Origin of the sequence: Peptoclostridium acidaminophilum DSM 3953 (assembly GCF_000597865.1) — a bacterium.
GTDB lineage: Bacteria > Bacillota > Clostridia > Peptostreptococcales > Peptostreptococcaceae > Peptoclostridium_A > Peptoclostridium_A acidaminophilum.
In genome coordinates this window covers 661,873-687,634 of sequence record NZ_CP007453.1, presented here as the reverse complement: position 1 = coordinate 687,634, position 25,762 = coordinate 661,873, and the positions used below count along the sequence as shown (strand labels likewise).

Annotated in this window: 21 protein-coding genes and 1 pseudogene; 16 read left to right on the top strand and 6 right to left on the bottom strand. The window is 45.5% G+C overall.

Going from position 1 to position 25,762, the window contains the following annotated elements; translation table 11 throughout:
* Positions 1 to 179: 179 nt before the first annotated feature.
* The 11 genes from EAL2_RS14145 (at position 180) to EAL2_RS14095 (ending at position 15,309) form a co-directional block, all read left to right on the top strand.
* On the top strand, positions 180 to 2,495 hold the full coding sequence (locus EAL2_RS14145; RefSeq protein ID WP_025437008.1) for an ABC transporter permease: 2,316 nt from the start codon (positions 180 to 182) through the stop codon (positions 2,493 to 2,495).
* A gap of 26 nt (positions 2,496 to 2,521) precedes the next feature.
* Positions 2,522 to 3,715 carry an HlyD family secretion protein gene (locus EAL2_RS14140; RefSeq protein ID WP_025437007.1) on the top strand — a complete coding sequence of 398 codons (1,194 nt, stop codon included), beginning with the start codon at positions 2,522 to 2,524 and terminating at the stop codon, positions 3,713 to 3,715.
* A gap of 104 nt (positions 3,716 to 3,819) precedes the next feature.
* Positions 3,820 to 5,880, top strand: a complete 2,061-nt coding sequence (locus tag EAL2_RS14135; protein ID WP_025437006.1) for a sigma-54 interaction domain-containing protein — start codon at positions 3,820 to 3,822, stop codon at positions 5,878 to 5,880.
* Positions 5,881 to 6,260: 380 nt separating this feature from the next.
* Positions 6,261 to 7,166 (top strand): bifunctional enoyl-CoA hydratase/phosphate acetyltransferase, encoded by a 906-nt coding sequence (locus EAL2_RS14130; RefSeq protein ID WP_025437005.1) that lies wholly within the window; start codon positions 6,261 to 6,263, stop codon positions 7,164 to 7,166.
* A 67-nt stretch (positions 7,167 to 7,233) separates the two neighbouring features.
* Positions 7,234 to 9,012 (top strand): indolepyruvate ferredoxin oxidoreductase subunit alpha, encoded by a 1,779-nt coding sequence (gene iorA, locus EAL2_RS14125; protein ID WP_025437004.1) that lies wholly within the window; start codon positions 7,234 to 7,236, stop codon positions 9,010 to 9,012.
* A gap of 1 nt (position 9,013) precedes the next feature.
* On the top strand, positions 9,014 to 9,622 hold the full coding sequence (locus EAL2_RS14120; protein ID WP_025437003.1) for an indolepyruvate oxidoreductase subunit beta: 609 nt from the start codon (positions 9,014 to 9,016) through the stop codon (positions 9,620 to 9,622).
* Between the two features lie 230 nt (positions 9,623 to 9,852).
* Positions 9,853 to 10,506, top strand: a complete 654-nt coding sequence (locus EAL2_RS14115) for a hypothetical protein (RefSeq protein ID WP_025437002.1) — start codon at positions 9,853 to 9,855, stop codon at positions 10,504 to 10,506.
* Positions 10,507 to 10,679: 173 nt separating this feature from the next.
* Positions 10,680 to 11,252 (top strand): hypothetical protein, encoded by a 573-nt coding sequence (locus tag EAL2_RS14985; protein ID WP_025437001.1) that lies wholly within the window; start codon positions 10,680 to 10,682, stop codon positions 11,250 to 11,252.
* A gap of 186 nt (positions 11,253 to 11,438) precedes the next feature.
* The gene (locus tag EAL2_RS14105; RefSeq protein ID WP_025437000.1) at positions 11,439 to 12,248 is read left to right on the top strand and encodes a metallophosphoesterase; all 810 of its coding nucleotides are present in this window, start codon (positions 11,439 to 11,441) and stop codon (positions 12,246 to 12,248) included.
* A gap of 67 nt (positions 12,249 to 12,315) precedes the next feature.
* Entirely contained in the window at positions 12,316 to 12,819 is a 504-nt protein-coding gene (locus tag EAL2_RS14100) for a nitroreductase family protein (protein ID WP_025436999.1), read from the top strand.
* A gap of 228 nt (positions 12,820 to 13,047) precedes the next feature.
* Entirely contained in the window at positions 13,048 to 15,309 is a 2,262-nt protein-coding gene (locus EAL2_RS14095; protein ID WP_025436998.1) for an ATP-dependent Clp protease ATP-binding subunit, read from the top strand.
* Positions 15,310 to 15,390: 81 nt separating this feature from the next.
* Here the strand turns inward: EAL2_RS14095 and gdhA are convergent, their stop codons facing one another.
* Positions 15,391 to 16,728: an NADP-specific glutamate dehydrogenase gene (gdhA, locus tag EAL2_RS14090; protein WP_025436997.1), complete on the bottom strand. Its 1,338-nt coding sequence runs from the start codon at positions 16,726 to 16,728 to the stop codon at positions 15,391 to 15,393.
* A gap of 477 nt (positions 16,729 to 17,205) precedes the next feature.
* Here gdhA and EAL2_RS14085 point away from each other — a divergent pair, with 477 nt between their 5' ends.
* Positions 17,206 to 17,496: a putative quinol monooxygenase gene (locus EAL2_RS14085; protein WP_025436996.1), complete on the top strand. Its 291-nt coding sequence runs from the start codon at positions 17,206 to 17,208 to the stop codon at positions 17,494 to 17,496.
* 199 nt (positions 17,497 to 17,695) lie between these two features.
* On the opposite strand, the gene EAL2_RS15275 is transcribed toward EAL2_RS14085, so the two are convergent.
* A complete protein-coding gene (locus tag EAL2_RS15275) occupies positions 17,696 to 17,854 on the bottom strand; it encodes a ribbon-helix-helix domain-containing protein (protein WP_084481352.1) in 159 nt (52 codons plus the stop codon).
* Between the two features lie 91 nt (positions 17,855 to 17,945).
* On the opposite strand from EAL2_RS15275, the pseudogene EAL2_RS14080 reads away from it, so the two are divergent.
* From EAL2_RS14080 to EAL2_RS14980, 3 genes and pseudogenes are all read left to right on the top strand, one after another.
* Positions 17,946 to 19,073: pseudogene (locus EAL2_RS14080) on the top strand (RNA-guided endonuclease InsQ/TnpB family protein).
* A gap of 196 nt (positions 19,074 to 19,269) precedes the next feature.
* Positions 19,270 to 19,728, top strand: a complete 459-nt coding sequence (locus EAL2_RS14075) for a YbaK/EbsC family protein (protein ID WP_025436995.1) — start codon at positions 19,270 to 19,272, stop codon at positions 19,726 to 19,728.
* A 132-nt stretch (positions 19,729 to 19,860) separates the two neighbouring features.
* On the top strand, positions 19,861 to 21,195 hold the full coding sequence (locus tag EAL2_RS14980; protein ID WP_025436994.1) for a diguanylate cyclase: 1,335 nt from the start codon (positions 19,861 to 19,863) through the stop codon (positions 21,193 to 21,195).
* 68 nt (positions 21,196 to 21,263) lie between these two features.
* Here the strand turns inward: EAL2_RS14980 and EAL2_RS14065 are convergent, their stop codons facing one another.
* Positions 21,264 to 22,259 (bottom strand): lipoate--protein ligase, encoded by a 996-nt coding sequence (locus EAL2_RS14065; protein ID WP_025436993.1) that lies wholly within the window; start codon positions 22,257 to 22,259, stop codon positions 21,264 to 21,266.
* Between the two features lie 122 nt (positions 22,260 to 22,381).
* Between EAL2_RS14065 and EAL2_RS14060 the strand changes: the two genes are divergently transcribed.
* A complete protein-coding gene (locus tag EAL2_RS14060) occupies positions 22,382 to 23,479 on the top strand; it encodes an iron-containing alcohol dehydrogenase family protein (RefSeq protein WP_025436992.1) in 1,098 nt (365 codons plus the stop codon).
* A 51-nt stretch (positions 23,480 to 23,530) separates the two neighbouring features.
* Here EAL2_RS14060 and EAL2_RS14055 read toward each other — a convergent pair whose 3' ends face one another.
* The 3 genes from EAL2_RS14055 to EAL2_RS14045 all read right to left on the bottom strand — a co-directional run bounded on the left by EAL2_RS14055 (position 23,531) and on the right by EAL2_RS14045 (position 25,646).
* Positions 23,531 to 23,941, bottom strand: a complete 411-nt coding sequence (locus tag EAL2_RS14055) for a bacteriohemerythrin (RefSeq protein WP_025436991.1) — start codon at positions 23,939 to 23,941, stop codon at positions 23,531 to 23,533.
* 91 nt (positions 23,942 to 24,032) lie between these two features.
* Complete coding sequence (locus EAL2_RS14050) at positions 24,033 to 25,298, bottom strand: alpha/beta hydrolase (RefSeq protein WP_025436990.1); 1,266 nt, start codon at positions 25,296 to 25,298, stop codon at positions 24,033 to 24,035.
* A gap of 63 nt (positions 25,299 to 25,361) precedes the next feature.
* Positions 25,362 to 25,646 carry a hypothetical protein gene (locus EAL2_RS14045; protein ID WP_025436989.1) on the bottom strand — a complete coding sequence of 95 codons (285 nt, stop codon included), beginning with the start codon at positions 25,644 to 25,646 and terminating at the stop codon, positions 25,362 to 25,364.
* Between the last annotated feature and the right edge of the window lie 116 nt (positions 25,647 to 25,762).

Sequence of the window (25,762 nt, the reverse complement as noted above, 5' to 3'; positions counted from 1 at the left end):
TTCAAGCAATCTACGAGCATAGTCAGCATTATTATATATTACAGCAGGCGGTATTTCCACACTGGCTTTTCATAATGTCAAAAGCTTAGTCTTCAAATGCGTCGAAAAAGCTTATTGTTTGGGTATAAATGCTTTATGGAAATGGGTTTTATTAACGCTTATCTTGCGGAGGAATTTTCATGGGGAAAGCAACTCTTTTTAAAAAAGCTGTAAAGGACATTAGCCAGTCCCTGCCGCAGTTTTTGTCAATATGCGTTATGGCTGCTCTTTCCGTGAGCGTTGTGATGGGGCTTGACAGCATGTGGAAGACAATAGACGACCGCTCAAGGGAGCTGTACGCCGCAACAAACCTGTCTGACATTTGGGTTTCCATTGCAAACCCCACGGAAATGGATATGTGGAGAATAAGGAATATTGAGGGCGTAGAGAAGGCTGAAAAAAGGCTGGCTGTCAACTCCAGTGCAAATATAAATGGAAGGCCAACCCTGCTTGTATACACAACATCAGATAAAAACACCCTGGACAGGCCATATCTAATTAAAGGGTCGGCTGGAAGTTCCAGCGGAGCCATACTGGACGAAACCTTCGCAAAGCATCACAACCTAAGAATTGGTGACAAGCTGGAGCTGGAGCTCAATGACAGGAAAATAAGCCTGCGAATAGAGGCGCTGGCCCTCAGCAGTGAGCACGTATTTTCCGTAAAGGACACCACATCAATAATGCCTGACCCTGGGAAATACGGTTTTGTGATAGTGGACGAAGACAAGGTCAAAGGCGCATACGGAGGCAGAAAGCCTTACAATCAAATATGCATCAGGCTTGCTGAAGGGGCAAACGAGAGTGAAATTCTAGAAAAAGTCGATGCGGCCCTTGGTGATGACCTGCTCGGCATCATAACAAGAAATGACAACCGCAGTGTAAGCCATGTTGCAAGCGAAATAAAGCAGTTCAAAGTCATATCGGCAGTGTTTCCCATAATGTTTTTCCTTGTGACAGCCCTTGTGACGCTAAGCACAATGTCAAGGCTTGTTGAGGAGCAGAGGGAACAAATAGGAATACTCAAGGCTCTAGGATATGGCAAAAGAAGCATAGTGTTGCACTACTCATCCTACGGGGTATATGTTGGGTTGCTGGGAGCGGCTCTTGGAGCTCTTATAGGACCAATAGTAATCGGCAGGACCCTCATAGACCAGATGAGATTTCTGCTTGTGCTCAGCGACTATAGAATGAGCATAAACGTGAGCAACCTTATACTGAGCACAGTGCTAATAGTCATGTGCACAGGAGGAATCTCGTGCTATACATGCCTGAGAAGACTTGAGGAGGCCCCGGCGGCGCTGCTGAGAGAAAAGCTCCCAAGGAAGGGTAATAGGGTTTTTATTGAAAGAATTCCAGGCATATGGGGAGCTATGAACAGCACAAGCCGGCTCGTAGCACGCAACACCTTCAGGAACAGATGGCGAATGCTGATGAGCATTGTCGGCATAGCAGGCTGTACTGGACTTGTGATTGGCGCATTCAGTCTCAATGACATGATGCTGAACGTTTCCAGGCTCACCTACGAGGATGTTTATGCGTATGACAACAAGATAGTGCTTGACGATAAAACCTCGGAAAACGACATACACAATCTGGCTTTAAGCGGCACAGTTCAAAGTGTTCAGGAAACTGTCGTGCAGGTTGTATCCCCCGGCGGTAAAAGAAGGATGACAATTGTAACTATATTTTCCCCTGAGAGTCCCCTGGTGAATCTCAGGAACATGGATGGCAACATTATTAAGCTTCCAAAGGACGGCGTTGCAATAACAAGAAAGCAGGCGGAATTGCTTGGCGTAGGCGAGGGCGATACACTCAAGATCAAGCGTGCAGACGAGAGCTATACAGAAGTTGAAATAGGCGAAGTCATTTACATGGTTTCAGGGCAGGGGATATACATGTCGGATTATTTCTGGGAAATGACAGGAGAGGAATTCGTGCCCAACCAGCTGCTCGTAAAATGGGATCAAAAGGACCAGAGCTTCCTCGATGGCGACTATGTTGAAAGCTATGTAGAAAGAGAGGCTCAAAAATCGGATTTTGATGCCAACCTGCAAATTGTGTTTACCGCATCAGTAATGCTCATTGCCTTCGGGGGAATGCTTGCATTTGTAGTGCTCTACAATCTGAGCGTACTCAACTTCTGCGAGAGGATAAGGGATATTGCCACCATGAAGGTGCTCGGATTCCAACAAAAGGAGGTCCGTCCGCTTGTGCTTGCAGAGAACGTGGTCTCATCGCTTCTAGGGATAGCCGGGGGAGTGCCGGTGGGCATGATGATTTCTTTTTTGCTGGCCAGGGATTTTGGAGATGACCTGGACCTTGTAAGCCGCATCAGCGCTTTCGACTTTCTGATGGCGGCAGCAATCACAATGCTTTTTACTGTTTTCGTCAACAGAGTCGTTTCGGGGAAAATGAGGACTATAGACATGCTCGAAGCGCTAAAAAGTATAGAATAGACATAAGTAAGACGGGGGTGTAAAAAATGGAAAACAAAAAAAACAGGTACAAAATAATTGCAAGGTACGTACTCGTAATTATTACAATAATGGCGGCATTCGCAGCATGCACTCCCGGCAAGGAAGAACAGGCGGAGCAGGTGCCTGGCAGAGCGCGGGAGGATAAAAGCATAATAGCGTGGGGTGAAGTCAAGTACACGGAAGCATACGAGCTTGCAGTTGATTTCCCCTGCACAGTCGCTTCGGTGGAGGTCAAGGAGGGCGACGAGGTTGAATTCGGGGATGTCCTGGCGACGCTCGACATGACCGAATACAATGAGACGGTAAAAAAGCTGAGCGAGCAGGTAGCAGCGGGCAAGGCCTCGCTCAGGGATGCAATCCAGGATACTTCTGCGCTTGAGGCGGATATAGCCAGGCTTAAAAAGAACATTACGACAAAAACAGCCGAATACAGCAGCGGATCAAAGTCGGAGCTTCAGCTTCTGGAGAACTCGCTGGAGAGGGCTGGAAAGGAACTCTCGAACGCAAAAGAAGATCTTGCGCTCAACCAGAAACTCTATGAGGAGGGTGCCGTTCCAGAGGAGATGCTTGACCAGTTCGCGGATATCGTGGAGCAAAAAGAGAAGGCGGTAAGCGACATAAAGGACAACATAAGCATGACAAGGCGAGTGCTCAAGGAGGAGCTGGATGCGTTGAGCACAGACTTGCAGTACAAGCAGGTGCAGCTCGATAAGATGAGGGAGAGCAACAGCGTGAACCTGGAAAGGCTTAGCAGCAGCCTGGCCATATACGAATCAGACCTGAACATAATGAAGAATAAGGCGCAAAAGCCGTATTTGTCGGGAGGCAAAATAGTCTCAAACCTGGATCGAGGCATAGTTCGGAATATCAGCATAATCAACGGCAGCAGCCTTGGACAGCAAAACGCAAACCACAAGGCTATGGAGCTTATTGACGCCGAGACGATTGTTGTAAGTGCCGAGGTGCCGGAGGAATTCATAGATGAAATAGATACAGGCGCAGAGGTGAAAATAATACCAGCAGCCAATAAGGCTTTAGTCATAAAAGGGCGTGTGAGCCAAGTGCCAAGTTCTGCAATAGAAAAGGACGGGGAGCGAATAGTGAGGGTAGAAGTGATTCCCGATGAGAACCCGGAGTTTATCAAACCGGGCTACAGCGCTGATGTGATTTTCAAAAGAAAAAATGATATTTCGGATTAGATTCATAATCAAAGCTTTAGAATGCTTAGAGTTAAGGCGGTCTGTTGTAAGCTTTTAGGAAAAGGTATAAAATATTAATTATTATATTAACGGGAGTGAAAAGCTTGGAAAAGACTCTTGCCATAGTAAGCAGAAATCAAAGCGAGGCGGAATATCAGAAAGAACAGATAAACAGCCTCTTTGGCGACAACATTGACGTTAGGATTTACCCTGAGGAAGGGGCAGGGATTGATTCGGGGATATATGAGGACCTAATACTTCTGTCGTCCTACGAAAGCTTCCATAAAATGCGCAGCCGCTTAGTCGGAGACGGCGAGATAGTTATAGCCCACAGGACAATAACTAAGGCGGCACTTGAAAAGCTTATGGCTCTGGGGGAGGGGACAAGGGCGCTGCTTGTAGATGAAAGCCCCGGCCTTGCCATGGAGACATCGGCTCTTGTATACCAGCTTGGAGCAAAGCACATAGAGCTTGTACCCTGCTCAAGTCATGCGCAAGGAGGAGAACAGGCGCAAGGCTTCGACACAATTGTATTAATGGGTGAGAGGGAGAATCCCTGTCCTCTTGCAAGGAACGTCGTAGACATTGGATTTGGACTGCTTGACATAAGCACGATACTCGATATCGCATTCAAGCTGGATCTTGACTACGTAATACAAAGACAGAATGTAATAAATAGCTTCAAGGAGATAGTAACTGTCAATGTAGGTCTTATAAACATAATAGGCAGGTTCAACAGGTTCGAGGCGCAGCTTGACATACTTCTGCAGGTGCTTGATGATGGAATAGTGGCAGTGGATGCTGAAGGGATAGTCTATTCATGCAACGAAGGCGCCGAAAAAATAATAGGCATGGACAGGAGCGAAATGGTAGGCCGCGAATGGATCTCCCTGATGCCCGAGATACCTTTCTACAAAGCACTCAAGGACAAGGAGAGCATATCGGAGAAGATAATAAGCATGCACGGCTATGACGTTGTGGCCGCAGTGGATCCCATAATACACTCCAACAAGCTCTACGGAGCAGTTGCCAGGATAAAGCGTTTCTCGGACATTGAAAGGAAGCAGCACAAGCTCAGGAGCCAGCTGATTTCGAAAGGGCATAGGGCCAAGTACGGCTTTTACAACATATTCGGCAATAGTCCACAGATAATGCAGTGCAAGGACATAGCCAGGAGAATGGCCAAATCAAGCTCATCTGTGCTTATAACTGGCGAGAGCGGTACGGGCAAGGAACTTTTCGCCCAGGCAATACACAACTCCTCGGAGCGGAGGGACTACCAGTTTGTGGCCGTAAACTGCGGAGCCATCCCGGAAAGCCTGCTCGAGAGCGAGCTCTTCGGATACGAGGAAGGTGCCTTCACTGGGGCCAGGAAAGGCGGAAAGACGGGACTTTTTGAACTGGCCCACAAGGGAACTCTCTTTCTCGATGAGATAGGAGAAATGCCTATAAATCTGCAGGCCAGGCTTTTGCGTGTCCTCCAGGAACGGCAGGTAATGCGCATTGGGGGAGATCGGGTCATAGACGTGGACGTGAGAATAATAGCGGCCACAAACAGGAACCTGATAGAGCTCGTAAGGGAGGGAAGGTTCAGGCAGGACCTTTATTTCAGACTTAACGTGCTGCCGCTCAGGATACCTGCGCTCAGAGAGAGGCGCGAGGATATAACTGCGCTGATTGAAAGCTTCAAGCGCGAGTTTGAAAGCGGCTTTGAGCTAAGCGATGCCGCCAGGGAAATGCTCATGGGCCACACCTGGGAGGGGAACATACGCGAACTTAGAAACTACGTCGAATATTTTGCGAATTTGGACAAGCGGGTAATAGAGGCTCAAGATATGCCGTTTGCGCAGGAATCCCAGCAAAGACTTACGGCGCTCAGCGGCATTGAAAAAGAAATGCTCAGAGCCTTTGAGGAAGAGGCGAGAGGAAAAATGGGAGACTACAGGTTTATACTGTCGAAGCTGCTGGAAGCCCAGAGGCAGGGCGATAAGCTGGGCAGAAGGAGTCTGAGCAGGCTTGCGGCATCTTCGGGAAGACACGTGAGTGAGCAGGAAATACGTGGAATGTTCCTTGAGCTTGAGAAATTCGGAATGGTGGAAATTTCGAAGGGAAGAGCAGGTACGGTGATAACTGAATTTGGCATAAAGATATTGGATGAAATATAAACAAAGGGTTCAAAGGGGTTGAATGGTATACCATTCAACCCCTTGTTTGCGTTTTTTGCGTGTATTTTTTTGAATGCATGCAAACGGTTTCATTGTATATGAAGTAGAACAATATGAATATTGAGATTGTTTTATAGTGCCAGAATAAAGACAACAAAGCGGTATTAGGGGATTCGTGGTTTTTTGAAATACAATGCATATTTTTTTATATATTTCTGGGTTCGGAACAAAAAGTTGGCATGGAAGTTGCTTATATATCTGGCATAGGGTATACATATAACACATAGTTTAATTGCATATGCCAAAGCGCGCTTACGCCATTCATACGAGGCGGTGGCCTGGGAAAGCTATGGTTATATATTAAAAGGAGGAAAGTGGTTATGATAAAGACTCTTGAAGGACTGCTCGATAGAGTAAAGTCGCTTCCTAAAATGAAGCTTGCTGTTGCGGCCGCGGAGGACAAGGAGGTTCTGCATGCAGTGTTTGACGCCAAGGAGGCTGGAATCATAACTCCTATACTTGTGGGCGATGTCGATAAGATAGAAAAGATAGCAGCCGAGCTGGGGTTCAGCCTTGAAGGCATAGAGCTCATAAAGGGCGACGATCTTGCGGACTCCGCAATGCAGGCTGTAAAGCTTGTATCGCAGGGAGCTGCTGATTTTGTAATGAAAGGCCTGCTCGATACGTCAATACTTCTAAAGGCGGTGCTCGACAAGGAATATGGTCTTAGAACAGACAGTCTTCTCAGCCACGTCATGGTTTACGAGCCGAAAATGTACCACAAGTTGCTCTTTATAACTGACGGCGGCATGAACATAGCTCCTGAACTCGATGCGAAGGTCAAGATTTTAAAGAATGCAGTGCAGGCTGCAAAAGCATTCGAGCTTGAGCAGGTAAAGGCTGCATGCATAGCTGCCAAGGAAAAAGTCAGCGACAAGATGCCGTCGACTGTGGACGCTGATGCAATAGCCAAGCTGGCTGCCGGTGGGGAATTTGGTGAAGGTGTTATTGTAGAGGGGCCTTTGGCCTTCGACCTTGCAATTTCAAAAGAGGCCGCTCAGATCAAGAAGTTTGAGAGCCAGGTTGCGGGCGATGCGGACATACTCCTGGTGCCTACCATAGAGGTTGGAAATGCAGTGGGCAAGGCGCTTACCTACCTTGCCGAGGCAAAGTCTGCAGGAATAATAATGGGAGCCAAAGCTCCGGTTGTGCTCGTTTCAAGGGCAGATTCTCACGAGTCGAAGCTGTTCTCGATAGCGTTAGGAGCCATAATAGCCAATAAATAAAGCGTAAAAAAATAGATTATACGGATTTACTCAACTAACACTTAAAACCTTGAGGAGGATAAAGTAGATGAAAAAACTGCTTACTGGTAATGAAGCAATAGCGAGAGGGTTCTATGAAGCTGGCGGACACGTTGCGGCAGCATATCCCGGAACTCCATCGACTGAGATACTTGAGAATATGGAGCAGTACAAGGAAGACATATATTGCGAATGGTCTCCGAACGAAAAGGTTGCCATGGAGGTTGCTATAGGAGCTTCGATGGCGGGCGCAAGAAGCCTTGCAGCCATGAAGCACGTTGGACTCAACGTTGCTGCCGACCCTATAATGACTTACGCATACCTTGGGGTAAACGGGGGTTTTGTGTTCATTTCTGCTGATGATCCGGGAATGCACTCTTCTCAAAACGAGCAGGACAACAGATATTTTGCCAAGTTCGGAAAGATGGCTATGGTTGAGCCTACGGACTCTCAGGAGTCGAAGGACTATATAAAAGAGGCTCTTAGGGTTTCGGAAGAGTACGACGTGCCTGTGCTTTTCAGGGTTACAACAAGGGTATGCCACTCAAAGACGCTTGTTGAGCTTGGGGAGAGAACAGAGGTTGCCAAGAAGCCTTACGTCAAGAACGTAGGCAAGTTCCTGGCGGCTCCAGCGCATGCAAAGGTTCTCCATGTTACTCTTGAAGAAAGACTTGCCAGACTCGAAGAGTACAGCAACAATTCTCCGCTGAACACTGTTGAGATGAACGACAAGAAGATAGGAATAATAACTTCGGGAATATCATACCAGTACGCTAAGGAAGTATTCGGAAACACGGCTTCATATCTCAAGATAGGCTTTACTAATCCGCTTCCTTTCAAGATGATAGAGGCTTTTGCCAAAGAAGTTGAAACTCTTTATGTTATAGAAGAGCTTGAGCCTTATATGGAAGAGCAGATCAAGGCAAGAGGCATCAAATGCATAGGCAAGGAGCTAATTCCTAACGTGGGAGAGCTTAACCCGGACATAATCGCAAAGGCTCTGCTTGGCAGGGAAATAAGGACAATAGAAGGCCTTGACAATCTCCATGACTCGATTATAAAAAGACCGCCGACACTTTGCGCTGGCTGTCCGCACAGAGGGCTTTTCTATTCGCTTTCGAAGATAAAGAATGTAATGGTAACGGGTGACATAGGCTGCTACACGCTGGGCTTTACTCAGCCGCTTAATTCGATGGACACATGCGTGTGCATGGGAGGCTCGATTTCAACAGGCCACGGCGCGGCCAAGGCGTTCAAACAGGCGGGCGAAGACAAGAAGGTCGTTTCGGTAATAGGCGACTCCACATTCTTCCATACAGGCATGAACTCTCTTGTTGACGTTGTATACAACAAAGGCAACACTGTAACTGTAATACTAGACAACAGGATAACAGGCATGACAGGACACCAGGAAAATCCGGGAACCGGATACACTCTGATGGGAGACAAGACAATAGCTATAAACATACCTAACCTTGTTAAGGCTCTTGGCGTTGAAGACATACAGATTGTAAATCCGCTCAACCTGAAGGAGACAGATGCGGCTCTTAAGAAGGCGCTTGAATTCGACGGTCCTTCAGTGGTTATAACTAGATGGCCTTGCGTGCTCAAGAAATTCTCGCAGGAGGACAAGAGTGAATTCGGCTGCGAACTCAAGAAGTACAAGGTAAACGAAGACAAGTGCAAATCCTGCAAGCTTTGTCTCAAGTCGGGATGTCCGGCCCTGTCTTTCGATAAATATGCCAAGATAGATCCTGACATGTGCGTAGGATGCTCGGTTTGTGCTCAGATTTGTCCATTTGAAGCAATAGAAAGGGTAGGTGAATAATATGTCAAATGTTAAAAGTGTTCTGCTTGTTGGAGTTGGAGGACAAGGGATAATACTTGCTTCCCAGATATTGTCAAGTGGTCTTATAGAGGCTGGCTTTGATGTTAAAATGTCAGAGGTTCACGGCATGGCCCAAAGGGGAGGAAGCGTTACAACTCAGGTTAGATACGGCGATAAGGTAGACTCTCCTATAATAGGAAAAGGCTCTGCTGACGTCATGGTCGCTTTTGAAAAGGTGGAGGCTGTAAGATGGCTCGAGTATCTCAAGCCGGGCGGCGCTCTCGTTGTAAACAACTACGAGATACCATCTGCTACTGTGATATCGGGAGCGGAGGCTTATCCTGATGGAGTGATGGAAAAGCTGGAGGCTACAGTTGAAAACATATATGTTATCGATGCTGCGAAAGAAGCAATGGAGCTTGGAAACATAAAGGCACAGAACATAGTGCTTCTTGGCGGACTTATAAAGGCTATGGGTGTTGAAGGCGTAGACTGGGACAAGATGGTAGAGCAGACTGTCAAGCCAAGATTCGTAGATCTCAACCTTAAGGCCATAAACAAGGGAATGGAGCTAGTGGCTTCTGAAGTGAAGGAAGAAGTCGGCGTATAGAAATATAGTGAATTAGCGGCCATTGTAAACCACAAATTTGAGTGAGCCTGGCCAGCCACAGCCTTATGCGGCTGCTCCGGGCTTACTCAAAGGTTTATTAATATATCAAAGTCAAATCCCTGGTCCTGTTACTTCTATCTATAAGGATCGGGGATTCTTTTGCAAAAATTAAAGACAACCACATAACTTTCAAATGATTTTTGTCGATAATATACGAAGGAGGCATAATTTTGAAAAAAGGCGATTTTATATGGGCTGGAGTGCTGGCGGCAGTAGTTGCATTCCTTCTAACCCCTGCTACGCACGAAATATTCATAAAATTCACGGGCGCCCACCCGTTCATAAGCGGATTCATTAAATTCTTCATACTTGCAACAATGGGAGAACTGCTTGCAATAAGGATAGCGACAAGCGACTGGAGCATACCTCACGGCATACTGCCAAGGGCTGCAATCTGGGGATTCCTGGGTATGGCCATAGTCCTTGTGTTCGATGTGTTTGCCACAGGAATAAAAGGTGCGCTTCAAAAAGGTCTTCTGCCGGGCGGAGACTCTACATTCCTGTTCGCCTTTTTTGTAAGCTCGCTTATGAATCTGACGTTCGCACCTACCATGATGGCTTTCCACAGGGTTACAGACACATACATCGACCTCAAGCATGAAAGAGACGGGGACGTTTCGCTTGGAGACGTAGTGAAAAGGATAGACTGGAATGGATTCATATCCTTCGTGCTTGTAAAGACCGTCCCGCTGTTTTGGATACCGGCGCACACCATAACTTTCATGCTGCCCCCGGAATACAGGGTGCTTATGGCTGCAATGCTCTCGATAGCGCTTGGAGGGATACTGGCATTCGCGAAAAAATCAGCTCAAAAAGCAGCTTAATACAGATTCTTCAACCGCATGCCCAAGGAGGAGCGTTCCGTAAATTGGATTTTCGTATCCAAAGGAGGGCCTCTAAAGGATGTGCGGTTTTTTGTTATATTTTAAACTTGTGTACTCTGCTGTAGCTTGGGTAATATAGAATTGCAATGTGAAAAAATCGGAGGTATATACAAATGAAATTATTTTCCAGAAAAACAGTTATGATGATGTCTTTGGCGATGCTGACGCTCGTGCTGTCGGTAGGCTGCATGAATCCAGATCCGGAAAAGCCTGACACCAAGCAGCCTCAGCAGACAGAAAATAACGGACAGACTAAAAAGGTGACGAAGTTCATAGAAGCCTCAAGAGAGCTTAGAGACACAAACGAGCTGACTCTTCTTGACGAATTTGAAATAGACATAGAGGGCGACGGACAGATGGAATATGTGCAGATGTTCACAGCCGCGCAAAGGGACCAAAGCGGCAGCATAATGTGGGATGACGGACAAAACTGGCTGCTGACAGTAAGGGGAGAAGGCAAAGAGTACGTCCTGTTTGAGGGCTATGTGCAGCTTGGCGAGATAAAGTACTGGGCATATACAGCCGGAAGCGATTCAAAGCTCCATATAACAACAATTCAGCCTGGCTCTGCGAGCCTCCAGGTTATGGATTTTGAATACGACGCGGATAAGGACGGCTTTGAAGGAACTGAGATTCTGAATCCGGAAAACGTTAATCTCATGCATTCCTCTGTGAATGTTGAGTAGTGTGCCGGATTTGAAATACTATTTAAGGCGTGGAAAAAGTGGAGATCTTTTGGTATAATCAAAGTATACCTGTTTTTTTGAATGCCGTATCGATTGCACTTTGATTGCATGCTTCCTAACCGGGATTGTGCAGGTGGCTGCTTGGATTTGGAGCCTCGCCTTGAATTTTGAAAGGGGCAATAGAATTTGAACAAAAGAATAATTGTGCTTATTCTTGCTGTGCTCCTGCTTCTGGGAGATATATTTTATGAGGTCAAATTTGTTGCATTAAACAGCGTGGCATTTGAAAGCGAAAAACTCAGTGCCGGTGAAAAGCTGAAAATAGTCCAGATATCGGACTACCACAACGCTAATTCCAATGATCAGGTGCTTGATTATGTGGAAAAGATAAAGCCTGATGTAGTGGTTATAACCGGGGACCTTGCAGATATGACAACAAATGAATACACAAGGATATTTGCACTTGCGGAAGGACTTACTGATATTTGCGACATGGTGTATTTTGTCAGCGGTAACCACGAATGGGCTAACGCGATGGGCGCCAGGAGGCTTGCAGCCGAGCTCGAGTCCCGGGGAGTCAAGGTGTTAAACAACCGCAATGAAAGCATCATAATCGGAGACATTAAAATCAACATCTGCGGAGTTGATGACTATGATACAAGGCACAGCGATTCCGCCAAGGCTTTCGAAGGCATAGATGAAACGCGCTACACAATACTGCTTTCGCACTCACCCAACATAATCAAAGAAGGCGAGAAGCTAAAAAGCGATCTTATACTCAGCGGTCATACGCACGGAGGGCAGGTCAGGCTGCCGTTTATAGGAGCTATCATAGCTCCGAACCAGGGCTTTTTTCCAAAGTATCAAAAAGGAATATACGAGCTTGAAGGCGGCAAACAACTCTACATAGACAGCGGAGTTGGTGTGAGCAGGCTTCCTGTTCGATTCATGAACAGAAGTCAGATAACGCTTGTTGAGATAACTGGAAAAGGATAGTGCATGATACTATAGATGCATCATAAATTAAGTCTAATTACAACATATGATGAAAGGCGGAAAGACAATGGAAAATATTTTCACGAAAAGAAGCGGAAGGGAATTTATCGAAAGAGAAGTTGAAGAAGACAAGGTTGAAAAGCTGCTTAGAGCTGCAATGCAGACGAATTATGCAGGCAGTGAGCAGCCGTGGGAGTTCATAGTAGTAAAGGACAAGAAGGTGCTAAGCGAGATTTCTGCGATGGAGGAACATTTAGAGGTGCTTAAGGATTCGTCGTGCGCCGTGGTAGTTCTAACCGACATGCGGAAGCTGTTTTCCCCTGACAACTGGCACCAGGATATGGCGGCGGCAGTCCAGAATATGCTTTTGGAAGCCACTAACCAGGGGCTTGAAGCCGTCTGGCTTGGAGTTGCTCCAGTGGAGGCGAGAATGGATTTTATGATAGACTACTTCGACCTTCCTGAGAACATAATGCCTTTTGGCGTAGTCCCAGTTGGATATTTCGAGGATGAATGCAACGTGTTTGTGGACAGGTTCGATTCAAGCAAAGTACACTACAATCAGTGGTAGGACATTTAAAGACGGTCTTTGGCCGTCTTTTTTATTATGTAAAAATATGTATAATTGACATTCGTATAATTGTGATATAATTATATATGGAAGCATCAAAATGAAATATGCCTGATGAATTATGTGATTCGCATATAGCTGCAAAATGGTACGAAAAGAAATCGTGCAAATTTTGCAGGTTGTAAGAATGAGTCAATGTTTCTGATACTATATGGAGATGATTAATATATGAAGATGTGTTCAAAATGCAAAAAGAATGTAGCCGTTGTTTTCACACAGAAGCTCAAAGACGGCAAGCCTGTGCTAGAAGGCTACTGCATGAGCTGCGCCAAGGAGCTGGGGATTTCAGTCATGGATGAGCTTATGAAGCAGTCAGGAATGACTCCCGAGGACATGGACAACCTTTCGAAGCAGATGGGGGAGATGTTCGAGAACATGGACATGGACTCAACAGACCCCGACGAGGCGATAATGAAAATGATGAACGGCTCTTTCCCTGAGTCTGAAGACGATGAAGCAGATGAGGAGTTCGCAGGAGCCCAGGCGGCTGAAGACGAAAAGGAGCAGAAAAGCTCCAGGAAAAAGCTCAAATACCTTGAAAAATTCGGCACAAACCTTACCGACAAGGCCAAGGAAGGACTTGTCGACAGAGTAATAGGAAGAGAAGCTGAAATCAACAGGGTCATCCAGATACTAAACAGAAGGAACAAGAACAATCCCGTGCTCATAGGAGAGGCCGGAGTTGGAAAGACCGCCATAGCAGAAGGCCTGGCAGTGAGGATAGCTCAGAAAAAGGTTCCGTCAAGGCTCCTTAGCGCCCAGGTATATCTGCTTGATCTGACTGCCATAGTAGCGGGAACGCAGTTTCGCGGCCAATTCGAGGGCAGGATGAAGGAGATAATAAAGGAAGCCAGCCAGAGCAGGAACATAATACTTGTGATAGACGAGATACACAACATAGTTGGCGCAGGAGAGGTCCAGGGCGGCGTGATGAACGCGGCCAACATACTAAAGCCAGCGCTTGCCAAGGGAGAAGTCCACATAATCGGAGCTACGACCATAGACGAGTACAGGAAGCACATCGAAAAGGACTCGGCGCTAGAGAGGCGCTTCCAGCCCGTAATGGTGGACGAGCCTTCCGTGGAGGACACCATAGAGATACTAAAGGGCGTGAGGGACTACTACGAAAAGTTCCACAGCGTAACTATATCTGACGAGGTGATCGAGGCCGCCGCAAGGCTTTCGGAAAGGTACATTACCGACAGGTACCTTCCGGACAAGGCTATAGACGTAATAGACGAGGCCGGCTCGATGGTCAACCTGAGGAACAACCTTCAAAAGGACCTGGACAAGCTAAAGCGGGAACTCGTCGAGGTTCAGAGCAAGAAGGAAGACGCGGCCTCGAGGGATGACTATGAGACAGCGGCGAAAATCAAGATGCACGAGATAGAAATCCAGGAAAAAATAGACGGGATACAGTCGGATACATCGGCGTTCCAGGTGAGCATAGAGGATGTGGCGCATGTTATTGAGTCCTGGACCAAGATTCCTGTAAAGAAGATAACTAAGGAAGAGTCGATGAAGCTTCTCGAGCTCGAGGAGAGCCTCGGAAGGAGAGTAATAGGGCAGTCCAAGGCCATAAGCCTGGTTTCGAAAGCCATAAGGCGAAACAGGTCGGGCTTTAGGAAAAAGAAAAAACCGGCGTCCTTCATATTCGTTGGACCTACAGGCGTAGGAAAGACCGAACTTGTAAGGGCGCTGTCGAGCGAGCTCTTTGGAAGCGAGGAGGCTATGATAAGACTTGACATGTCGGAGTACATGGAAAAGCACACGGTTTCCAAGCTCATTGGTGCGCCTCCGGGGTACATCGGCTATGACCAGGGAGGACAGCTCACTGAAAAAGTCAGAAGAAAGCCCTATTCGGTGATACTTCTTGACGAGATAGAAAAGGCGCATCCCGACGTGTTCAACATGCTGCTGCAGATACTTGAGGACGGAAGGCTAACAGACAGCCAGGGCAGGACTGTATTCTTCGAAAACACCGTTATAGTAATGACGTCAAATGCCGGCACTGACACAAAATCTCTTGGAATAGGCTTTGGGCACGACGGCTACGATGCGCTCGAGGAGAAGGTGAATAATGCTCTGCGGGAGACCTTCAGGCCCGAGTTCCTTAATAGGGTTGACGAGGTAGTCGTATTCAACTCGCTAACCAGAGAGGAGCTCAGAAAAATAGTAGACCTGATGCTTTCCGAGGTCAAGGAGGAAGCCGGTGAAAAAGGCATTACAATAAGTGTGTCTGATGCTGCCAAAGACTTTATTCTTGAAAAGGGCTACAGCGACAAATACGGTGCAAGGCCTCTTAGAAGGACTATTCAAAGCCATATAGAAGACGACATAGCCGAGAAGTACCTGAAGGGCATTATAAAGGATGGCTCTAGCGTCAGTGTGGAGCTTGAGGATGGAAAGATTACCATAAGAGAAATCTAACGATTTTCACAGAAAAAAAGGCGGGGACTCCCCCGCCTTTTAAAATTCAAGCTCATTTATGAATCGTGATATTCCTCTGTATTATACTACGCCCTGCTCCTTCATAGCCTGTGCAACTCTCATGAAGCCCGCTATGTTTGCGCCTGCCACGTAGTTCTTATCCAAACCGTATTCAAGTGCTGCAAATTTTGCGGAATTGTATATGTCGACCATTATCTCCTTAAGCATGTTGTCTACCTTCTCGAAGCTCCACTTTAGTCTCATGTCGTTTTGTGACATTTCAAGCGCTGAAGTTGCAACACCACCTGCGTTTGCAGCCTTTGCAGGTGCAAGCAGCACACCTTTTTCTATGAGCAGGCTTATTGCCTCGTTTGTAGTAGGCATGTTTGCACCCTCACCTATTGCTATGCAGCCGTTGTCTAAAAGCATCTGAGCTTCTCTGAGGCCTATCTCATTTTGAACTGCGCATGGTAGAGCTATGTCGCAAGGCACTGACCATACATCTTCTGGTTTTTCAACGTAAGTTGCATTTTTGTAGAACTCAAGATACTCGTTTATTCTGCCTCTTCCAACTTCCTTTATTCTTATCAGAAGATTTATGTCAAGTCCGTTTTCGTCGTGCAGATACCCGTTCGAGTCACTCATTGCAACAACTTTCGCTCCGAGCTCCTGAGCCTTGGCACATGCATAAAGGGCTACGTTGCCTGAACCTGATATGGCTATTCTCTTGCCTTCCATTACATGGCCGTTGTCCCTTAGCATCTCGTCTACGAAATATATGAGTCCGTAGCCTGTCGCCTCTTTTCTTACGAGAGAGCCGCCGTATGCTATTCCCTTGCCTGTAAGGACGCCTGATTCGAATTCGTTTCTTATTCTCTTGTACTGTCCGTAGAGGTATCCGATTTCTCTTGAACCTACGCCTATGTCACCGGCCGGCACGTCTACTGAATCGCCTATGTGTCTGTAGAGCTCCGTCATGAAGCTCTGGCAGAATTTCATTATCTCTGAGTCCGACTTGCCCTTTGGATCAAAGTCGGAGCCGCCCTTGCCTGCGCCTATAGGAAGTCCCGTAAGAGAGTTCTTGAAAGTTTGCTCGAATGCAAGGAATTTTATTATTTCAAGGTAAACCGATGGGTGGAAACGAAGGCCGCCCTTGTAAGGTCCGATTGCGCTGCTGAACTGAACACGGAAGCCCCTGTTGAGTCTTGCCTGGCCTTTGTCGTCTATCCATGGAACCCTGAACATTATCTGTCTTTCTGGTTCGCAGAATCTCTCAAGCAGTCCTGATTCAAGATACTCGGGATATTTTTCGATTACAGGCTCAAGCGATGCGAAAACCTCTTCCACGGCCTGGTGGAATTCAGACTCTCCTTTGTTTCTCTTCTTTATATCTTCCAAAAGTGATTGAAGCGTTGCCATAATAAATCCCCCCTGATATTATTAGCTGAAAACTATTTGACATGTCTGAAAAATGCATAATCAAAACATGTATAATTCATAAATTTCAAATTGCCATCCAAAAGAATAATAAAAAAATAACCATCTGCGCAGATAAAAATGCCATAAAACCGATGCAAACGCCGGTGTATTTCGAAGCTGCTCGAACTGTTTTGTTTTCTGTACATTTGACTTAATGCAATATTAACATGACAAACTTGCATTGTAAAGGGTTTTTTTGAAAAAAATAGAGCTTGATTTGCACTATAGTCTCAAACCGGCATAGAAAATGTTTTCACGGGGAATCATGGGAATAAAAAATCTGCAAAAACACATAAAACAAAATAAATGGAATGAATTGCATACATTCATACTAATAGACGAATTGTATTTTCCTTATAAATGGAGCATAATATTCATATGCAAAGTTTGCGCAAAAAAATATGAGGAGGCAGTCTTATGAGAGGAATTAAACTTGTTGCTATCTTCAGAGTGAAAAAGGAACGCATAGAAGAAGCCAGGGAAGTATTTGAGGCTCTTATAGAGCCTACAAGGAAGGAAAAGGGCTGCATCGAATATGAACTTTTCCAGGATATGCAGGATCCTGCAAGCTTCGTATTCATTGAGGAGTGGGCGACTGCCGAGGATCTTGAAAATCACAGGAAATCGGGGCATCTGACGAGTGCCAGAGAGATTATGAATTCATTCACTGTTGAGAAGATTTCATCGACATACAAGCTTATTAAGTAGACTTTGTGGAAACCAGATTACAGCCGGGAACAGGCGGCGCTGTGAATTTAGCACAAGAGTATATTTATGGAATCGGACTGGGGCTTAAAGCGGCAAACCAGTCAATAATATGTTAAAATGATTTAAAAGAATAGAGCAACATAAAAAATAGGAGGTTTCTAACAGTTAAGAAAAATCTATTGAAATGTAAAAGAATCTGTTATTTTTTAACAGATTCTAATAGTAGCTGTATGGCTTTGTCCAGTAGCTTTGATAGTGGGATACCAGTCTCTTTCGAGTATGTTTTTAGCTCAGCCAATAGTTTTGTATCAACTGCATTTGATATTGGCGTTCTTGTTTTTAGGTCTTTATTAGCCATTTTAATCACCTCATTTAAATTATAGCATACAACCATAGTCCTTGTAAGTCCATGGACAAAGTGTTATAATATAATCGAAGAGGTGAAAAGCATGATAAAAGGGCTAAAAATAAGACTTTATCCAACATCAGAACAGGAGCGGCTAATGTGGCAGCACATAGGCAGCATGAGATTTGTCTACAACTGGGCACTGGCAAGACGCTCCGATGAATACAAGGTAAGTGGCAAGAATTTGTCTGCTGTTGACCTTGGCAAAGAGCTGACTCAGCTAAAGCAGACAGAAGAGCTATCATGGATGTATGAGATTTCCAACGCAACGCTCAAGGAAGCCATAAGAGATTTGGATAAAGCATATAATAACTTCTTCAACGGCAAAGGCTTTCCGAGATTCAAGAGCAGGAAGCGGTCAAAAATCAAGTTCTATTCAAGATACGACAAGCTGTATTTCAAAGAAAACATGGTCAATCTTGAAAAGATAGGCAAGGTCAGGTGTAGGCATGACTATGACATCGACCTGATGCAAGTTCAGAAATTTTCAAATCCAAGAGTCAGTTGGAACGGCAGATGCTGGGTGCTTTCGGTGGGCGTAGAGGCATTGCAGGAAAAGCAAAAGCTTACAAATGTTTCGCTTGGCATAGACCTTGGCATAAAACAGCTTGCGATTACCAATGTAGACGAGTTGGACGCTAACAACATAAACAAGACCGCCAGAGTCAGGAATCTTGAGAAAAGGCTCAAGCGGCATCAAAGACAATGTTCACGCAAATACGAAAACAATAAAAAAGGAGGAAGTTACCGAAAAACTAAGAACATTGCAAAAATTGAAAAGAAGATTAAAAAACTTCACAGTAGGCTTGCAAACATAAGGCTCAACCACATACATCATACAACATCTGCCATGGTGAAAACCAAGCCATGCAGGATTGTCATGGAAGACCTTAATGTTTCAGACATGATGAAGAACAGGCACTTGTCTAAAGCGATAATGCAGCAGGGCTTTGCGATTTTCATAGCCCAAATGGAGTACAAATGCAAAGCTTTAGGCATAGAGTTTGTCCAAGTGCCAAGATTCTACCCTTAAAGCAAGAAATGCTCGCATTGCGGCAATATCAAGAAAGACCTAAAACTTTCGGATAGAACCTACAAGTGTGAATGCGGATTCACTTGCGACAGGGACAAGAATGCGGCATACAACCTTGCAGGATATGGTTTAGCATAATCACATAACATACAAGATTAGCTAAATTGGGGATTCGTTATAACCCACTATGCGAAAGCATAGCAAAGCCTGTGGAGTGTTACATCAAACCAAAGTAGCTCCGGCAAAATGGAACACTGTGAAGCAGGAAACAAACAAAAATCTTGGATTTTTGAATCTTCTTTAGATTTTTATAGATTTTTGGTAACGGTTTAAAATGGCTGTTGAGGATGTAAGGAAATATTTCAGTGACAAGGGGCTTGACTACGAGATAATAGAAAAGGAAGAGAGCACCGCCACAGTGGAGCTTGCAGCGAAGGCCATCGGGGTAGAGCCTGCAATGATAGCCAAGACCATGGCATTCAAACTCAAGGACAGTGACATAGTTGTAGTCTCAAAAGGGGATGCCAAGGTTGACAACAAGAAGTTCAAAGCGCAGTTTGCAACTAAGGCCAAGATGATGAGCGCTGAAGAGGTGCTTGAATCCACAGGGCATCCTGTAGGCGGAGTTTGTCCGTTTGGGCTTAAAACATCAATGCAGGTGTATCTTGACGTATCGCTTAAGCAGTTTGAGTATGTATACCCAGCTGCAGGATCGCCGAACTCAGCTGTCAGGATAACTCCTGACGAGCTTATGGAAGTTACAGACGGCCAGTGGGTTGATGTTTGTAAATAGAAATCGGTGAGCAGACCTCCGGAATATTTTCCGGGGGTTTTTTATGGAAATGGGGGGATGTACTGGGTTTTATATTGTAATTTGGGTAAATAGAATTATATTATCATATTCATTATCCAAAAGAGGGATGCTATGAAAAGGACAACTTGGTTTTTTACAGCGACAGTAACAATTATATTCCTTGCGGCTATTTTCACAGGTATGCAAGGAAGCGAACACTACATAGCAAAGCTTCATCAGAACAGCATAATAGCAGAATTTTTTCTTATGGGTTTTATGCTCAGCATGGCGCTATATCATATAGTTATAGCATCGTTTATAAAGAGACAGAGGGCTTTTTTCTACTTTGCAGTGTTTTGTATCATAATGTGCGTCCGTATAATGATTACAGGGGAACGGTTTGTTCTTGACACCTTCGGCTGGATCAGCTGGGAGATGGCGCAAAAGCTTGAGTACCTGACTTTTTATTCAGCGCTGCCCATTTTCTTGAAATTCATGGACACACTGTTTGAAAATATTTTCGGCAAGAAGATGAATGAAACAATATATATGATAACTGCGGTTTTTATAGGGTTGGTCTTGATTTTTCCGGCAGCAGTATATACTAAAAGTGTGTTCCTCTACCAATTGATAACTCTTGCCAGCGGCATATACATAGTCCAAAAGCTTTATGAAGCAGTAAAGCTAAGGCGCACAGGTTCGTTTGAAATACTCATAGGCTTCACGCTTATGCTTGTGCTTGTCACACTTGAGATTCTGGGGACAAACGGATATGAGGGCTATACAGGATACAATGGGATGACGTTCTGGGGTGTGATGATATTCTTTTTCTCAATGGCTTTTGGAATATCAAAGCAGTTCTCGCTTGCATTCATACAAATGGAGAGGCTTGCCACAGAAAACAAGCTGATGCTTGGCAAGATAAGAAAGCTAAACAGGGCGCTCAAAAAAAGGAACACGGAGCTTGCAGACAAGGTTTCCAGAGACGGGCTTTCTGGACTTTACAACCACAGGCACCTGCATGAGAAGCTGCATGAGAAGATTGAAAAGGCAGTTCTTGTAAATTCGAGCCTTAGTATAGGTATGTTTGACATTGACAGGTTCAAGGATGTCAACGACAGCTATGGGCACCAGTTCGGCGACAAAGTAATAGTCGAGGTTGCGCGGATACTTGCTGAAAACACAAGAAGCAGGGATATTGTGGGACGTTATGGCGGTGAAGAGTTCATGATAATATTCGACGGAGTCGATTCTTTGGATTGCACCTGCATATCTGACAGGCTAAGAGAAAAGGTTTCGCAGGAGCTCAAAGCAAGTCTGGGAATCAGCATAACCATAAGCGGAGGAGTTGTACAGCTTCAACAAAATGAAAAGGCGGATGAGATAATTCAAAGGGCTGACAAACTGCTGTATAAGGCCAAGGAGAATGGCAGAAACAGGATAGAGTGCGAAAAGGAACTGGCATAGAATTTGAAATCAGGAAAATAAAAAGGAGGCTGTTGTGCCTCCCTTTTATTTTCCTGATTTATTATTTGTTATAATGTGCGGGATTTCTCGTTGAGCCACGCCTGCATATCTGCTACCATGTCTTCCTCGGCATCGTCAAAAGGAACGGACGCAATTGCGTTGGCAAGCACATCCAGCTTGAATTCGCAACCATGCAGTGCCTCTTCGATTCTGCTAAAGAGGAACACATTGAGAGAATCGGAGTAGACCTTGGCTGATGATATCTTGCCATTAAGAAGTGTCATGCAGAATTCGACGCCGCCCCACGGAAATCTTTTTTCAATGGATATGTCGAATTTAGGCGCTTCTCCGTAAATCCATTCCCATGAGGAATATTTAATGTAAAGGTCGGAAATGTCAAAGTCTGAAGGCGAGCACGCGGCCGGCTCGGATGCATACTCTGCAGTGAAGCTCTTCTCGAGCTGCTGGGATACTGCATCTATAGTCAGGCTGCTGTTGAGGTTTTTAAGATTCACAACGCGCGACCTTACGGAATCCACTCCTTTGGCAGCCATCTTCTCAGGCGAAACAGTAAGATATCTTGTCAGCCTTCCAAAGTCTGAATCTATGAGTATTGTGCCGTGATGATATGCCTTGTTGTCACGGTAGTAGTATGCATTTCCTGAGAATTTTCTGTCTTCGGCAAGTATGTCGTTTCTGCCCGAAAAGCATGCATTTATCCCAAGCGATTTTACAGCCTCGAGAATGACAGAAAGCTGTCTTTGTATGTCGAATATTTTTCTGTCTGTAATAAATGTAAAGTTGAGGTTGCCTATGTCGTGGTATACGGCGCCGCCTCCCGAAAGCCTTCTGGCCAGTTTGCCTCCCTCGCTTTCGAGTTTTTTGTGGTCGCACTCCTTCCAGGGATTCTGGTTTCTTCCTATCACTACCGTGTCACTGTTTTGCCATAGGTAGAGTATGGCTTCGCCCTTTTTGACGTCTTCAAGAAGCGCTTCCTCGAGCGCCAGATTGTACCAGGGATCTGTGGAGTCTGATTTTATTATTCGGGTTGTTATATTGTTCAAATCAAAAAGCACCGCCTTCCGAGTATTTATATGTTTAATTTTATGTTAATATATTTATATAAATTATACTATATAAATATGCGTGAGGGTTAAAATTTACAAATGTAGGGAGGAAAAGGGTTATGGATTTCACATATCACATGCCGACGAAGATCGTATTTGGAAAGGGCGCTGTAAGGAACGCTGCAGCGATTTTCAAGGAAACAGGCAGAAAGGCTATAATCGTAACGGGAAGACAATCATCCAAGAAAAACGGCTCGCTTTCAGACGTCGTAAGCGCTCTTGGTGAAGCGGGAGTTGGCCATATCCTGTTTGATGAGGTCGATGAGAATCCTGGTGTCAAGACTGTCCAAAAGGCGGCTGAAATGGCGAGAGAGGCTGGGGCTGACTTTGTAATAGGCATAGGCGGAGGATCGCCTATGGACTTTGCAAAAGGAGTGGCCGTACTGCTTGAAAATATTGAATGCACCTACATGGATCTCATAGAGGGCTCGCCGCTGGGAGCAACTCCGGTAATAGCAGTAGCCACCACGTCGGGAACGGGATCTGAGGTAACCCACTATGCAATTTTTACTGACTATGAGGAAAACACAAAAAAGAACTATGTTCACAGGATATTTCCGCGATATGCGCTTTGCGATCCATCGTACACCCAGTTCCTGAGCGCTGAGGTTACGGTGAACACTGCAGTAGACGCGCTCTCGCACCTTGTGGAAGGGTATATGGCCAATGCGGCCAATCCGATAAGTGACATGCTTGCAAGGAGCGGTTTTGAGATTTTCAAAAAATGTAAGCAGGCTCTTTTGAAGGGTGAGTTTGGCTATGAAGACAGGGAAAATCTTATGCTCTGCTCCACGGTAGCAGGCATGGTCATAAGCCAGGCAGGCACAAGCCTTCCACACGGAATGGGATATCCGCTCACTTATTTCAAGGGGATAGCCCACGGAAGGGCGAACGGACTTGTAATGAGGGAGTATCTTGAATTCTGCAGCGACACGTCTAAACTAAAAGGCATGCTGAAACTGCTGGAGATGAGTTCGCTATCGGAGCTTGGAGAGTTCCTGGACAAGCTGCTCGGACTTGAAAAAAGCGTGAGCGCCGACGAGATAGCAAAGTATTCGTCAGATATGATAAGAAACGTCGCCAAGCTAAAGAACCATCCTTGTCCTGTCAAGGAAGAGGACATACTTGGAATATACACAAAAAGTCTTTTGAGATAGACAGTTCAAATACAAAAGACCCCTCAGATGAGGGGTCTTTTGTATTTTGAGTTAGAATACGCCTTTTCCATTCAAAGGAGCCTGGTATTCCTTGTCAGTAGATAATATGTGAGTTACAATCCAGTCAGTCACGAAGCCGAAGAGTTCGTTTAGAGTTTCGCCCTGGGATTCGTCGATTTCATCGGACTTTTTCTCAGTTAGCTTGTCGATGAAAAATCTGTGCTGCTCGAGGTGCTTGTCCGACAGTGGCAATCCGTTTTTTTCAAGCATCTCCTCCTCGAAGCTGAAGTGATATTCTGTGTAGTCAATAAGCTCTTCGAGCATATACATTATGTCGTCATATTTGTCATCCTTGTCTGATTTCATTGCACTGGCAATGTCATTTCCGATTTCGAACAGAACCTTATGCTGCTTGTCTATTGCTTCAACTCCTACACTGTAGCTGTCTTTCCAAATTAACATGGGATTCCTCCTTGTTTATACGGCAAAAATTTAACGAATATTTGATTTAAAATAAGTATATGACATGGAGTGGTTTTTAGCAAGCCAAACACTATTTAAGCGAATTGGATTCGATAAAGCCTATGACCTCTCCAAACAGAGAAGTAAGATCTTCATTTGAGGCATTTATAAGCGTATGCTCCGCGCCGGGCACTACAATAAGCTCAGATGGAACCTCGTTTTCCCTAAAGGCCGAGTAGAGAAGCTCCGACTGAGCAAGGGGCACAAGGCTATCCGCTTCGCCGTGGACTATGAGCGTGGGCGGTGAATACTTGTTCACATATGTTATAGGGCTTGCCTTTTCAAGCATGGACTTGTCCGAGTAATAGCTTCCCATGAGTTTTTTGACGAAGTGGCTCGAAGGAATTTCGTCTCCTGAAAAAGTGACAGGGCCGAAGAAATCTACTACATAACGCACTGGCGGAACTTCTGTATAAAACGCCTGGTCACCGGCCGGCCCGCTCTCGGGCTCATATGCGCACAACATTGCAAGGTGAGCTCCCGAAGATGAACCCCAAAGGCCTATGTTGTTCCTGTCGATGCCGTATTTATCTGAGTTGTGGCTCAGCCAGCGCAGCGCGTCCTTACAATCCTGCGCGGGCGCAGGAAAAGTGCCGCCGCTTGTGGCCAGACTGTAGTTTATAGCTACAACTGTAAAGCCTCGTTTTCTGAGGGAGTCGAAGTACGGCTTGAGAGCCTTGACTTCAGAGCCGTTCTTGCTTCCATAAATCCAGCCGCCGCCGTGTATGTATACTAGGGCAGGACTCTGTCGCAAAAAATCGTTCTCCGGCCTGTATATGTCGAGCAGGAGGCTCTTGCCTCCAATCCGTTTGTATTCGACGTCCATTATCTCGCTGGGCAGAGCTGTGTGCTGAGCGTTGTTTTCTTTTTCGCTATCTGCTGGGGCAGAAACCCCTCCGCCAGTGAGGGTGTCTTCTGCATTGTTTAGTGAGTGTTTAGCTGATTCTTCTTCAGGCCTGCTTGCTGGCTCGCTTGAAGCGTCTATAGGCGTGGAGCCTTCAAAAGAAGCTGTTTCAGAAGCGGCAGTATCGGCAGGCTTAATTTCAGAGGAAGTAGTATAATCCTCAACAGCTGTTGCCTGCTGCCTGGTCGGCTGCAGGTTGACTGCAGTGGCTGTTTTTTCAAGCGGCATGGGACTTTTGCTTGAGCCTCTGCTTGCGCCTGCTTTTTTAGGCGTTTGCGCTGTCAAAACGAAGCTTTTAGAACTTTCGTAGTTGCCTATGTCATGAAACGCTGCAAAAACGACTGCAATTGCAATCAAAGCAGCGGAAAGCTTCAAGATCGATGATTTTTTCATTGAAAGTCACCCTCCATTAAAAAGAAAAGCCCTGAGGCTTAGTCAATGCGCCTTGGGGCTTTGTTATTTCACTGCCTTTAGTATCTGCAGCTTTATCTCCTGGTTTTCAACTCTGTCTGTGAGTATTTCGAGATTTTCTCTTACTTCGCAGATGCCCTCGTAGGTTTGCGTATAGCCATCGTAGAGAGCCTTGTCGTTGTCATCCATCTTATCTTCAAGCCTGGCTATATCCTGTTTTGTAGCCATATTTGCCTTGATTTCATGTATTTCAGACTCGAGTCGTGCACTCATTGCCTGCATCTCGCCGTACATCTTTTCCATCAATTCAAAAAGTTTGCTGTTTTCCATAGCACACCTCCACGAATAATATTATATCATATACTGCTCGCGATGATGCACTGCTTTTTGAAATTAATTCGCTGCCAATTAATAGCCACAATCGCGACAATTATGATATTATTGTA